The organism is Streptomyces sp. ATCC 21386 (assembly GCF_018728545.1).
Lineage (GTDB): Bacteria > Actinomycetota > Actinomycetes > Streptomycetales > Streptomycetaceae > Streptomyces.
Map to the genome: position 1 here is coordinate 3,916,088 of NZ_JAAVVL010000001.1, position 13,563 is coordinate 3,929,650.

The window sequence follows — 13,563 nt, forward strand, 5'->3', positions numbered from 1 at the left end:
CGATAGCTTCGCACGAGAGGTCTAGACCACCCCTCGAACTGATTTGCACGGGCTCCACGGCCCGTTGTAGAGTCGTAGACCTGCCTCGGGGCGAGCGGCACTGTGTGTCCGACCCCGGCAGCACCGAACTCGTTCAGATGGTTCAGATCCTATCCCGGGATCATTTTCTGCATGCCTGCAGGATGGTGGTCAGGGGGCCGGAAAAACACTGATAGAGTTTGGAACACCGAAGGGAAGCGCCCGGAGAAAAGCCCAAAAAATTGCTTGGGTGAGTACAAAGGAAGCGTCCGTTCCTTGAGAACTCAACAGCGTGCCAAAAATCAACGCCAGATATGTTGATACCCCGTCTCCAGCATCAGCTGGGACGAGGTTCCTTTGAAACAAACACAGCGAGGACGCTGTGAACCATCGGACTATTCCTCCGGTGGTTCCGCTCTCGTGGTTTGCACCCGATTACGGGTACACATTCACGGAGAGTTTGATCCTGGCTCAGGACGAACGCTGGCGGCGTGCTTAACACATGCAAGTCGAACGATGAACCACTTCGGTGGGGATTAGTGGCGAACGGGTGAGTAACACGTGGGCAATCTGCCCTTCACTCTGGGACAAGCCCTGGAAACGGGGTCTAATACCGGATACAACCACTAGGGGCATCTCTTGGTGGTGGAAAGCTCCGGCGGTGAAGGATGAGCCCGCGGCCTATCAGCTTGTTGGTGAGGTAACGGCTCACCAAGGCGACGACGGGTAGCCGGCCTGAGAGGGCGACCGGCCACACTGGGACTGAGACACGGCCCAGACTCCTACGGGAGGCAGCAGTGGGGAATATTGCACAATGGGCGAAAGCCTGATGCAGCGACGCCGCGTGAGGGATGACGGCCTTCGGGTTGTAAACCTCTTTCAGCAGGGAAGAAGCGAAAGTGACGGTACCTGCAGAAGAAGCGCCGGCTAACTACGTGCCAGCAGCCGCGGTAATACGTAGGGCGCGAGCGTTGTCCGGAATTATTGGGCGTAAAGAGCTCGTAGGCGGTCTGTCGCGTCGGATGTGAAAGCCCGGGGCTTAACCCCGGGTCTGCATTCGATACGGGCAGACTAGAGTGTGGTAGGGGAGATCGGAATTCCTGGTGTAGCGGTGAAATGCGCAGATATCAGGAGGAACACCGGTGGCGAAGGCGGATCTCTGGGCCATTACTGACGCTGAGGAGCGAAAGCGTGGGGAGCGAACAGGATTAGATACCCTGGTAGTCCACGCCGTAAACGGTGGGAACTAGGTGTTGGCGACATTCCACGTCGTCGGTGCCGCAGCTAACGCATTAAGTTCCCCGCCTGGGGAGTACGGCCGCAAGGCTAAAACTCAAAGGAATTGACGGGGGCCCGCACAAGCAGCGGAGCATGTGGCTTAATTCGACGCAACGCGAAGAACCTTACCAAGGCTTGACATACACCGGAAACGGCCAGAGATGGTCGCCCCCTTGTGGTCGGTGTACAGGTGGTGCATGGCTGTCGTCAGCTCGTGTCGTGAGATGTTGGGTTAAGTCCCGCAACGAGCGCAACCCTTGTTCTGTGTTGCCAGCATGCCCTTCGGGGTGATGGGGACTCACAGGAGACTGCCGGGGTCAACTCGGAGGAAGGTGGGGACGACGTCAAGTCATCATGCCCCTTATGTCTTGGGCTGCACACGTGCTACAATGGCAGGTACAATGAGCTGCGAAGCCGTGAGGCGGAGCGAATCTCAAAAAGCCTGTCTCAGTTCGGATTGGGGTCTGCAACTCGACCCCATGAAGTCGGAGTTGCTAGTAATCGCAGATCAGCAGTGCTGCGGTGAATACGTTCCCGGGCCTTGTACACACCGCCCGTCACGTCACGAAAGTCGGTAACACCCGAAGCCGGTGGCCCAACCCGCAAGGGAGGGAGCTGTCGAAGGTGGGACTGGCGATTGGGACGAAGTCGTAACAAGGTAGCCGTACCGGAAGGTGCGGCTGGATCACCTCCTTTCTAAGGAGCATCTAGATCTCGCAAGAGATCCAGGGCCACAACGTCGGCGAACGTCCGACGGTGGTTGCTCATGGGTGGAACGTTGATTATTCGGCCGGTTTCACGGGCCGGAGGCTGTTAGTACTGCTCGCAAGAGCGTGGAAAACATGATCTCCGGACGGAATCTGGTCGGGCACGCTGTTGGGTGTCTGAGGGAATGAACTTTCCTTCAGTTGCCGGCCCCGGTGAAGCACCATGTAGGTGGTGTGTGACGGGTGGTTGGTCGTTGTTTGAGAACTGCACAGTGGACGCGAGCATCTGTGGCCAAGTTTTTAAGGGCGCACGGTGGATGCCTTGGCACCAGGAACCGATGAAGGACGTGGGAGGCCACGATAGTCCCCGGGGAGTCGTCAACCAGGCTTTGATCCGGGGGTTTCCGAATGGGGAAACCCGGCAGTCGTCATGGGCTGTCACCCACTGCTGAACACATAGGCAGTGTGGAGGGAACGCGGGGAAGTGAAACATCTCAGTACCCGCAGGAAGAGAAAACAACCGTGATTCCGGGAGTAGTGGCGAGCGAAACTGGATGAGGCCAAACCGTATGCGTGTGAGACCCGGCAGGGGTTGCGTATACGGGGTTGTGGGATCTCTCTTCTGTTGTCTGCCGGCAACAGGACGAGTCAGAAACCGTTGATGTAGGCGAAGGACATGCGAAAGGTCCGGCGTAGAGGGTAAGACCCCCGTAGCTGAAACATCAGCGGCTCGTTTGAGAGACACCCAAGTAGCACGGGGCCCGAGAAATCCCGTGTGAATCTGGCGGGACCACCCGCTAAGCCTAAATATTCCCTGGTGACCGATAGCGGATAGTACCGTGAGGGAATGGTGAAAAGTACCGCGGGAGCGGAGTGAAATAGTACCTGAAACCGTGTGCCTACAAGCCGTGGGAGCGTCGGACATCAAGCTTGCTTGGTGTCTCGTGACTGCGTGCCTTTTGAAGAATGAGCCTGCGAGTTTGCGGTGTGTTGCGAGGTTAACCCGGGTGGGGTAGCCGTAGCGAAAGCGAGTCCGAATAGGGCGACTTTAGTAGCACGCTCAAGACCCGAAGCGGAGTGATCTAGCCATGGGCAGGTTGAAGCGGAGGTAAGACTTCGTGGAGGACCGAACCCACCAGGGTTGAAAACCTGGGGGATGACCTGTGGTTAGGGGTGAAAGGCCAATCAAACTCCGTGATAGCTGGTTCTCCCCGAAATGCATTTAGGTGCAGCGTCGTGTGTTTCTTGCCGGAGGTAGAGCACTGGATAGGCGATGGGCCCTACCGGGTTACTGACCTTAGCCAAACTCCGAATGCCGGTAAGTGAGAGCGCGGCAGTGAGACTGTGGGGGATAAGCTCCATGGTCGAGAGGGAAACAGCCCAGAGCATCGACTAAGGCCCCTAAGCGTACGCTAAGTGGGAAAGGATGTGGAGTCGCAGAGACAACCAGGAGGTTGGCTTAGAAGCAGCCACCCTTGAAAGAGTGCGTAATAGCTCACTGGTCTAGTGATTCCGCGCCGACAATGTAGCGGGGCTCAAGCGTACCGCCGAAGTCGTGTCATTGCGATATATACCCCCAACGGGGATCGTGATGGGTAGGGGAGCGTCGTGTGCCGGGTGAAGCAGCCGTGTAAGCGAGTTGTGGACGGTTCACGAGTGAGAATGCAGGCATGAGTAGCGATACAAACGTGAGAAACGTTTGCGCCGATTGACCAAGGGTTCCTGGGTCAAGCTGATCTGCCCAGGGTAAGTCGGGACCTAAGGCGAGGCCGACAGGCGTAGTCGATGGATAACCGGTTGATATTCCGGTACCCGCTGTGAAGCGTCAAACATCGAACCAGGCGATGCTAAGTCCGTGAAGCCGTCCCGGATCCTTCGGGTGAAGGGGAGTGGTGGAGCCGACGAACCAGACTTGCAGTAGGTGAGTGATGGGGTGACGCAGGAAGGTAGTCCATCCCGGGCGGTGGTTGTCCCGGGGTAAGGGTGTAGGCCGTGCGATAGGTAAATCCGTCGCACTTGTGGCTGAGACCTGATGCCGAGCCGATTGTGGTGAAGTGGATGATCCTATGCTGTCGAGAAAAGCCTCTAGCGAGTTTCATGGCGGCCCGTACCCTAAACCGACTCAGGTGGTCTGGTAGAGAATACCGAGGCGTTCGGGTGAACTATGGTTAAGGAACTCGGCAAAATGCCCCCGTAACTTCGGGAGAAGGGGGGCCACACCTGGTGATAGCACTTGCTGCTTGAGCTGGGGGTGGCCGCAGAGACCAGCGAGAAGCGACTGTTTACTAAAAACACAGGTCCGTGCGAAGCCGTAAGGCGATGTATACGGACTGACGCCTGCCCGGTGCTGGAACGTTAAGGGGACCGGTTAGTCACTCTTCGGGGTGGCGAAGCTGAGAACTTAAGCGCCAGTAAACGGCGGTGGTAACTATAACCATCCTAAGGTAGCGAAATTCCTTGTCGGGTAAGTTCCGACCTGCACGAATGGCGTAACGACTTCTCGACTGTCTCAACCATAGGCCCGGTGAAATTGCACTACGAGTAAAGATGCTCGTTTCGCGCAGCAGGACGGAAAGACCCCGGGACCTTTACTACAGTTTGATATTGGTGTTCGGTTCGGCTTGTGTAGGATAGCTGGGAGACTGTGAAGCTCGGACGCCAGTTCGGGTGGAGTCGTCGTTGAAATACCAGTCTGGTCGTGCTGGATGTCTAACCCGGGTCCGTGATCCGGATCGGGGACAGTGTCTGATGGGTAGTTTAACTGGGGCGGTTGCCTCCCAAAGGGTAACGGAGGCGCCCAAAGGTTCCCTCAGCCTGGTTGGCAATCAGGTGGTGAGTGTAAGTGCACAAGGGAGCTTGACTGTGAGACCGACGGGTCGAGCAGGGACGAAAGTCGGGACTAGTGATCCGGCGGTGGCTTGTGGAAGCGCCGTCGCTCAACGGATAAAAGGTACCCCGGGGATAACAGGCTGATCTTCCCCAAGAGTCCATATCGACGGGATGGTTTGGCACCTCGATGTCGGCTCGTCGCATCCTGGGGCTGGAGTCGGTCCCAAGGGTTGGGCTGTTCGCCCATTAAAGCGGTACGCGAGCTGGGTTTAGAACGTCGTGAGACAGTTCGGTCCCTATCCGCTGCGCGCGCAGGAATATTGAGAAGGGCTGTCCCTAGTACGAGAGGACCGGGACGGACGAACCTCTGGTGTGCCAGTTGTTCTGCCAAGGGCATGGCTGGTTGGCTACGTTCGGGAGGGATAACCGCTGAAAGCATCTAAGCGGGAAGCCTGCTTCGAGATGAGTATTCCCACCCACTTGATGGGGTAAGGCTCCCAGTAGACGACTGGGTTGATAGGCCAGATATGGAAGCCTGGTAACGGGTGGAGTTGACTGGTACTAATAGGCCGAGGGCTTGTCCTCAGTTGCTCGCGTCCACTGTGTTGGTTCTGAAACCACGAACAACCCCATTTCTCATGGTCACGAGGGATGGTGCGGTATTCATAGTTTCATAGTGTTTCGGTGGTCATAGCGTGAGGGAAACGCCCGGTTACATTCCGAACCCGGAAGCTAAGCCTTACAGCGCCGATGGTACTGCAGGGGGGACCCTGTGGGAGAGTAGGACGCCGCCGAACTCCTTTTAGAGCTCTGGCTCTTGGGCACACAAGCCCAGGAGCCAGAGCTTTTTTGCGTTGAGGTAGGGTCAGGGGGCACATCGTTGGCTCATTTTCCCCCAGGAGGCACCCGGGTGGAGGTCCAGGAGACACGGGTCCAGACGGACCGGGTCCTCACCATCCCGAACATCCTCAGCATGGCGCGGCTCGTTGGCGTTCCCGTCTTCCTGTGGCTGATTCTCTGGCCGGAGTTCGGCGGCCCCAAGGTCGACGGCTGGGCGCTCCTGGTGCTCGCTCTCAGCGGCGTCAGTGACTATCTGGACGGCAAGCTGGCCCGGCGCTGGAACCAGATCAGCAGCCTCGGCCGGCTTCTCGATCCTGCGGCTGACAGGCTGTACATCCTGTCGACTCTCCTCGGGCTCACCTGGCGCGAGATTCTGCCATTGTGGTTGACCGCCGTCCTGCTCCTGCGTGAGCTGGTTCTGCTGGTGATGGTGGGCATCCTCAGACGGCACGGCTATCCGCCGCCCCAGGTGAACTTCCTCGGCAAAGCGGCTACGTTCAACCTGATGTATGCCTTCCCGTTGCTGCTGCTCAGTGACGGAAGTGGATGGATCTCGTCACTCGCTGCTATTTTCGGATGGGCGTTCGCCGGATGGGGTACAACGCTGTATTGGTGGGCAGGGATCCTCTACGTGGTTCAGGTCCGCCGACTCGTCAGTGCGGACGCCATGGCCGATTGAGCCCGCCCAGTGGGCGGCCGTGAGTGGCTCGATGGCCCGCGTCGGAAAAGTGCGGGACAATCTGGACGGGTGAAGTCGGCTAGACCGTCTCTTCAAGGAGGACGCTTCCGACATGAAGGCCGTCGTGATGGCCGGAGGCGAAGGCACACGCCTTCGCCCCATGACCTCGAGCATGCCCAAACCGCTCCTGCCCGTGGCGAACCGCCCGATCATGGAGCACGTACTGCGGCTGCTCAAAAGGCATGGGCTCAACGAGACCGTCGTTACTGTCCAGTTCCTGGCGTCCCTCGTCAAGAACTACTTCGGGGACGGCGAGGAGCTCGGGATGGAGCTCACCTATGCCAACGAGGAGAAGCCACTCGGTACCGCCGGGAGCGTCAAGAACGCCGAGGAGGCGCTGAAGGACGATGCCTTCCTCGTCATCTCCGGCGATGCCCTCACCGACTTCGACCTCACCGAGCTCATCAATTTCCACAAGGAAAAGGGTGCGCTGGTCACCGTCTGCCTGACTCGGGTGCCGAATCCACTGGAATTCGGTATCACGATCGTGGACGAGGAAGGCAAGGTCGAGCGATTCCTGGAGAAGCCCACCTGGGGCCAGGTCTTCTCCGACACCGTCAACACGGGCATCTATGTGATGGAGCCCGAGGTCTTCGACTACGTCGAGGCCGACGTTCCCGTCGACTGGTCCGGTGATGTCTTCCCGCAGCTGATGAAGGAGGGCAAGCCGGTCTACGGCTATGTCGCCGAGGGCTACTGGGAGGACGTCGGCACGCACGAGAGCTATGTGAAGGCTCAGGCCGACGTGCTGGAGGGCAAGGTCGACGTCGAGATCGACGGTTTCGAGCTCTCGCCCGGTGTGTGGATCGCCGAAGGCGCCGAAGTGCACCCCGACGCCGTGCTGCGCGGGCCGCTGTACATCGGGGACTACGCCAAGGTCGAAGCCGGCGCCGAGATCCGCGAGCACACGGTCGTGGGCTCGAACGTCGTCGTCAAGAGCGGGGCCTTTCTGCACAAGGCCGTGGTCCACGACAACGTCTACATCGGGCAACACAGCAATTTGCGTGGCTGCGTGGTCGGAAAGAACACCGACATCATGCGCGCCGCGCGGATCGAGGACGGCGCGGTGATCGGCGACGAGTGTCTCGTCGGCGAAGAATCGATCATCCAGGGGAACGTGCGCGTCTACCCCTTCAAGACGATCGAGGCCGGCGCCTTCGTCAACACCTCGGTGATCTGGGAATCCCGAGGGCAGGCCCACCTGTTCGGTGCCCGGGGCGTCTCGGGCATCCTGAACGTGGAGATCACCCCCGAGCTGGCCGTGAGGCTCGCGGGAGCCTATGCCACGACCCTCAAGAAGGGTTCCACGGTCACCACCGCCCGCGACCACTCCCGAGGCGCCCGCGCGCTGAAGCGGGCGGTCATCTCGGCGCTGCAGGCCAGCGCCATCGACGTACGGGACCTGGAGAACGTCCCGCTGCCGGTGGCTCGGCAGCAGACCGCCCGGGGCAGCGCCGGCGGGATCATGATCCGGACGACACCGGGCGTTCCCGACTCCGTCGACATCATGTTCTTCGACGGCCAGGGTGCCGACCTGTCGCAGGCCAGCCAGCGCAAGCTGGACCGGGTGTTCGCACGGCAGGAGTACCGGCGCGCGTTCCCGGGCGAGATCGGGGACCTGCACTTCCCGGCCAGTGTGTTCGACTCGTACACCGGATCGTTGCTCCGCAACGTCGACACGACCGGGATCGCCGAGTCGGGGCTCAAGGTCGTCGTGGACGCGTCCAACGGCAGCGCCGGTCTGGTGCTGCCGAGTCTGCTCGGCAAGCTGGGTGTCGACTCGCTGACCATCAACCCGGGTCTCGACGAGTCGCGCCCGACGGAGACGGGCGACATGCGGCGGTCCGGTCTGGTGCGGCTGGGCGAGATCGTCGCCTCCTCGCGGGCCGCGTTCGGTGTCCGGTTCGACCCTGTCGGTGAACGGCTGTCGCTCGTCGACGAGAAGGGCCGGATCGTCGAGGACGACCGGGCCCTGCTGGTCATGCTCGACCTGGTGGCCGCCGAACGGCGGAGCGGACGGGTCGCGCTCCCTGTGACCACCACCAGGATCGGCGAGCAGGTCGCCGCGTACCACGGCACGCAGGTCGAGTGGACGACCACCTCGCCCGACGACCTCACGCGGGTCGGCGGGGACGAGACGACCATCTTCGGCGGCGACGGGCGCGGCGGTTTCATCGTGCCGGAGTTCAGCAGCGTCTTCGACGGGACGGCGGCCTTCGTACGGCTGATCGGGCTGGTGGCGCGCACACAGCTCACGCTCAGCCAGATCGACGCACGGATTCCGCGGGCGCACGTCCTGAAGCGGGATCTCGCCACTCCGTGGGCCGTCAAGGGCCTGGTGATGCGGCGGGTCGTGGAGGCGGCCGGGGACCGTTTCGTGGACACCACCGACGGGGTCCGGGTCGTGGAGACCGACGGGCGGTGGGTGATGGTCCTGCCGGACCCGGCCGAAGCCGTCACGCATCTGTGGGCCGAGGGGCCCGACGACGCCTCCGCGCAGGCCCTGCTGGACGAGTGGTCGGCGGTCGTGGACAGCGCCGGCCGCTGATCGACCTCGCACGTGCGCGTGCCGGACAAGTGCCCCCAACGGGGCCTGTCCGGCACGCCGGTGGGGCCATTCGGAGGTAGTGGTCGCGACGTGCGACGATGTGCGGCATGCCGCAGCAGCCCCCCGTTCGGAGCACACCCGCGCGCCCGTCGCGTCCGGACGCCTCCATGTCGCTGCTCAACAACGTCATGGACCACAGCCTCGACGACGGGTACGCCGAGGCCGCTGCCCGCAAGAAGGCCGCGGGCACCGCCGGCATGCCGAAGACGGTGCGGGCCAAGCTGGGACTCGCGGTCGGTCTGGTCCTCGCCGCCCTGGTGGTGACGGTGGGTGCCGCGCAGGCGCGCATCAGCGCGCCCGTGGTCGCCAAGGAGCGCGAGGAGCTCATCGACCGCATCCAGGAGGAGACCGCCGCCGCGGACGATCTCGAGGACTCCGTGGACGAGCTCCGGGACGACGTGAGCGCACGCCAGCGCAAGGCACTCAAGGACGACGGCGGCAGCGACGGGAACGACCTGATGGGCATCCTGTCGGGCGCCGTCGAGGTGCACGGCCCCGGAGTCCGTCTCGTCGTCAACGACTCCAAGGGCGCCGGTCAGGGCGGTGACGGCGATCCACGGGAGACCTCCGGGTTCTCGGACACGGGCCGTGTGCGGGACCGGGACATGCAGCGGGTCGTCAACGGGCTGTGGGAGTCCGGCGCCGAAGCCATCTCGATCAACGGGCAGCGGCTCACCGCGCTGTCGGCGATCAGGGCCGCGGGCGACGCGATACTGGTCGACAACAAGCCGCTGGCACCGCCGTACACGGTCCTCGCGGTGGGGGACGGGCAGCGGCTGAGCACCAGGTTCCAGAACAGCCCCGATGGGCTGTATCTGCATGCCCTCCAGGAGAACTTCGGCATCCGCACGAGCATCTCCGTCGAGGACGACCTCAAGGTGCCGGCCGCGCCGAGCGTGATCGTACGAACAGCAGAACCCAGCACAGAGAAGGGCACATCGTGATCGCCGTACTGGGCCTCGTCCTCGGAGTCGTGGCCGGACTGTTGGTCCGGCCCGAGGTACCGGCGGTGGTAGAGCCGTATCTCCCCATCGCCGTGGTGGCGGCGCTGGACGCCGTCTTCGGTGGTCTGCGCGCGATGCTGGACGGCATCTTCGACGACAAGGTCTTCGTCGTGTCGTTCCTGTCGAACGTGGTCGTGGCCGCCCTGATCGTCTTCCTCGGTGACAAGTTGGGCGTCGGCGCCCAGTTGTCCACAGGCGTCGTGGTCGTTCTCGGCATCCGCATCTTCTCCAACGCCGCGGCGATCCGCCGGCACGTGTTCCGGGCGTGAGGCCGATGAGCGACCAGGACCGCACGCCCGATCCGAAGCCGACTCCCGGTGCGGGAGAGGACGACGCGCCCACGACCCGGCTGCGCCGGGAACTTCCCCAGGAAGTGCCCCCCACGGCCGCCGCGGAGCCCGGTGAGGCACCTCAGGAGGAGCAGAACAAGCTGACCGGGCGGCAGCGGCTGGCCCAGGGGCTGTGGCCGCCGCGCTTCACCCGTGCCCAACTCATCGTGGCCCTGCTGCTGTTCGGACTCGGCTTCGGACTGGCCATTCAGGTGGCCTCCAACAACGACGACAGCGCGCTGCGCGGAGCACGCCAGGAGGACCTCGTTCGCATCCTGGATGAACTGGATGACCGTACGCAGCGTCTGGAGGAGGAGAAGCAGGGGCTGGAGGATCAGCGCACCGAGCTGGAGAACAGCTCGGACCAGGCTGAGGAGGCGCGCAATCAGACGGTCGAGAAGGAGCGGCAACTCGGCATTCTGGCGGGCACGGTGGCGGCACAGGGGCCCGGCATCACACTGACGATCGACGACACGAAGGGGACGGTCGAGGCGGACATGTTGCTCGACGCGATCCAGGAGCTGCGCGCGGCCGGCGCGGAGGCGATCCAGGTGAACGGTGTGAGGGTCGTGGCCAGCACGTATCTGTCCGATTCCGACGACGGAATCAGCGTCGACGGGAACAAGATCACCCAGCCGTTTCGTTTCAAGGTCATCGGCAACCCGCAGGACCTCGAGCCCGCACTGAACATCCCCGGAGGCGTGGTGCAGACACTGGAGAAGGAGCAGGCCACCGTGACCGTGCAGCGGGCGGAGAAGATCGTCGTGGACGCCTTGCGAGCGGCGAAGCGGCCTGACTACGCTCGGTCGTCCTCCCAGTGAACCGCAGGTGCATGGGGCCCGTCCGGCGAGGGCATGAGGTTGCGGGGGGTCGGCGCACCGAATGGGTGGTGCGTGGTGGAAACTGTCCGGTGGGTACGGACGTTGTGAGGTTGTCCGGCTCGGCCGGTGTGTTCAGTCAGGGTTCGTCCTGCCCCACGGGCGGGTCTGTTTCGGTCAAGGGGAATCGCCCGTGAAGTTGTTTGCGAAGTTGTTCGGCAAGAGCGCGCGAGAGGGCAGCGACAACGCGACCTCCCGCCATCGCGCGCAGCCTTCGGAGGCGGAGGGCCAGGGCGGTGAGCGCCCCATGTTCCGGGACCAGGTCGCTGGTCCGGGAGGTGACATTTCCGGAGGTCAGGGCGCGCCGTCTGTTGACCCTGCCCAGTCGGGCCGCATAGGTTTCGGGGATCCGTCAACCTCAGGGACGGGTGGAGGGTTCGCTTCAGACCCGTATGCGTCCAATGCCCCGGCGGGGCAGCCGCGGCAGGAGGATCCGTCGATGTCGGCCCTGGTGTGTACGAGGTGCGGTAACCGCAACGCGGAGAACAGTCGCTTCTGCTCGAACTGCGGTGCTCCGCTGCGGGCCGGCGCGACTCCCGAGCGTCCGTCCGAGACGACCTCCACGATCTCCATCTCCGGCCTCGAGGCATATGACTCCGAGGTCACCGGCCAGACCCAGCTGCCGGCGCTCTCTCCCGAGGCCCAGGCCGCCGTCGACGCGCTGCCGCTCGGCTCGGCACTCCTCGTCGTGCGTCGCGGCCCGAACGCGGGCAGCCGCTTCCTGCTGGACGGCGATCTGACCACGGCGGGCCGTCACCCGCAGAGCGACATCTTCCTGGACGACGTGACCGTGTCGCGTCGTCACGTGGAGTTCCGCCGCGGCCAGGACGGCTCGTTCACGGTCGCCGACGTGGGCAGCCTGAACGGCACGTACGTCAACCGTGAGCGGATCGACCAGGTCGCCCTGCACAACGGCGACGAGGTGCAGATCGGCAAGTACCGGCTGGTCTTCTACGCGAGCCAGCGGGGCTACTGACCCTCCCCCGGACCGCGTCCGGGGGGACCCCAGGGAAGGTCCATGCTTCGAACAACGAGCGGTGGTGCCGACCACGGCACCGCCGCCGCGGACAGTGGCCTGATGAGCATCGGCACGGTGCTGAACGCGCTGCGCGAGGAGTTCCCCGAGGTAACCATCTCCAAGATCCGTTTCCTGGAGTCGGAGGGGCTCATCGAGCCGCAGCGGACCCCCTCGGGGTATCGCAAGTTCAGCGCCGAGGACGTCGAGCGCCTGGGACACGTTCTCAGGATGCAGCGGGACCACTATCTGCCCCTCAAGGTGATCCGTGAGTATCTGGAAGCCCTGGAGCGCGGAGAGGACGTACGGCTGCCGTCCGTGGGGCGTCAGCGTGACGTCGGTGACGGAGAGCGCCTGAGCGAGCTCTTCGGGGAGCCGGAGGAGGCGTCGGCGGCCCGGATCGGGCGCGGTGAGCTGCTGGCCGGCGCCGGGGTCGACGAGGAGCAGCTGGCGGAGTGGGAGTCGTACGGGCTGGTGGCCGCGCTGCCGGACGGGTCGTACGACGCCGAGACGCTCACCGTCGCCACGCTTGTGGTCGAACTGGGGCGGTTCGGTATCGAGCCACGGCATCTGCGGGTGATGCGGGCCGCCGCGGATCGCGAGGCGGGGCTCGTGGACCAGGTGGTGGCGCCGTTGCGTCTGCATCGCAATCCGCAGACCAGGGCCCATGCGGAGGATCGCACGCGGGAGCTGGCGGGGCTCACGGTGAAGCTGCACGCGGCTCTGGTGCGCAGCGCGCTGGGCGTTCGAATCCGCTGAGGCGCGGTGTTCGCCTGTGGCGGATCGGGCGGCCGATCTGTGCCCGACTACCCAAACATCCCGAGCACGGCCTAGGGTTGCTGTGTGAACGAGCTCGATGTCGTAGGTGTCCGGGTCGAGATGCCCTCCAACCAACCGATCGTGCTCCTGCGCGAAGTGGGAGGCGATCGTTACCTCCCCATCTGGATCGGGCCGGGGGAGGCGACGGCGATCGCTTTCGCCCAGCAGGGCATGGCCCCCGCGCGGCCGCTGACCCACGACCTGTTCAAGGACGTGCTGGAGGCCGTCGGCCAGGAGCTCACGGAAGTGCGCATCACCGACCTGCGTGAGGGCGTCTTCTACGCGGAGCTGGTGTTCGCCAGTGGGGTCGAGGTGAGTGCGCGGCCTTCCGACGCCATAGCGCTGGCCTTGCGTACCGGTACGCCGATCTTCGGCAGTGACGGGGTGCTCGACGACGCGGGCATCGCGATCCCGGACGAGCAGGAGGACGAGGTGGAGAAGTTCCGCGAGTTCCTCGACCAGATCTCGCCCGAGGACTTCGGTACGAACAGTCAGTGAG

At 63.4% G+C, this 13,563-nt stretch carries 8 protein-coding genes and 3 rRNA genes; all 11 read left to right on the forward strand.

Annotated elements, in window-relative coordinates; all coding sequences use genetic code 11:
* Positions 1-466: 466 nt before the first annotated feature.
* The 11 genes from GWK25_RS17115 (at position 467) to GWK25_RS17165 (ending at position 13,562) form a co-directional block, all read left to right on the forward strand.
* Positions 467-1,992: ribosomal RNA gene (locus tag GWK25_RS17115) — 16S ribosomal RNA — on the forward strand.
* A 301-nt stretch (positions 1,993-2,293) separates the two neighbouring features.
* Positions 2,294-5,417, forward strand: a 23S ribosomal RNA gene (locus GWK25_RS17120).
* A gap of 95 nt (positions 5,418-5,512) precedes the next feature.
* Positions 5,513-5,629, forward strand: a 5S ribosomal RNA gene (gene rrf, locus GWK25_RS17125).
* Together the 16S, 23S and 5S rRNA genes form the textbook arrangement of a ribosomal RNA operon.
* A gap of 113 nt (positions 5,630-5,742) precedes the next feature.
* Positions 5,743-6,351: a CDP-alcohol phosphatidyltransferase family protein gene (locus tag GWK25_RS17130; RefSeq protein ID WP_215451065.1), complete on the forward strand. Its 609-nt coding sequence runs from the start codon at positions 5,743-5,745 to the stop codon at positions 6,349-6,351.
* Positions 6,352-6,463: 112 nt separating this feature from the next.
* On the forward strand, positions 6,464-8,959 hold the full coding sequence (locus GWK25_RS17135) for a mannose-1-phosphate guanyltransferase (protein WP_215451066.1): 2,496 nt from the start codon (positions 6,464-6,466) through the stop codon (positions 8,957-8,959).
* Between the two features lie 98 nt (positions 8,960-9,057).
* The gene (locus GWK25_RS17140) at positions 9,058-9,963 is read left to right on the forward strand and encodes a DUF881 domain-containing protein (protein ID WP_215451067.1); all 906 of its coding nucleotides are present in this window, start codon (positions 9,058-9,060) and stop codon (positions 9,961-9,963) included.
* A complete protein-coding gene (locus GWK25_RS17145) occupies positions 9,960-10,292 on the forward strand; it encodes a small basic family protein (protein WP_009343209.1) in 333 nt (110 codons plus the stop codon). Before GWK25_RS17140 ends, GWK25_RS17145 begins: the two co-directional genes overlap by 4 nt.
* 5 nt (positions 10,293-10,297) lie before the next feature.
* A complete protein-coding gene (locus GWK25_RS17150) occupies positions 10,298-11,173 on the forward strand; it encodes a DUF881 domain-containing protein (RefSeq protein WP_215451068.1) in 876 nt (291 codons plus the stop codon).
* A gap of 61 nt (positions 11,174-11,234) precedes the next feature.
* Entirely contained in the window at positions 11,235-12,206 is a 972-nt protein-coding gene (locus tag GWK25_RS17155) for an FHA domain-containing protein (protein ID WP_215451069.1), read from the forward strand.
* Positions 12,207-12,248: 42 nt separating this feature from the next.
* Positions 12,249-13,004 carry a MerR family transcriptional regulator gene (locus tag GWK25_RS17160; RefSeq protein WP_215451070.1) on the forward strand — a complete coding sequence of 252 codons (756 nt, stop codon included), beginning with the start codon at positions 12,249-12,251 and terminating at the stop codon, positions 13,002-13,004.
* A gap of 84 nt (positions 13,005-13,088) precedes the next feature.
* Positions 13,089-13,562: a bifunctional nuclease family protein gene (locus tag GWK25_RS17165; RefSeq protein ID WP_005475662.1), complete on the forward strand. Its 474-nt coding sequence runs from the start codon at positions 13,089-13,091 to the stop codon at positions 13,560-13,562.
* The last annotated feature ends 1 nt before the right edge of the window (position 13,563 follow it).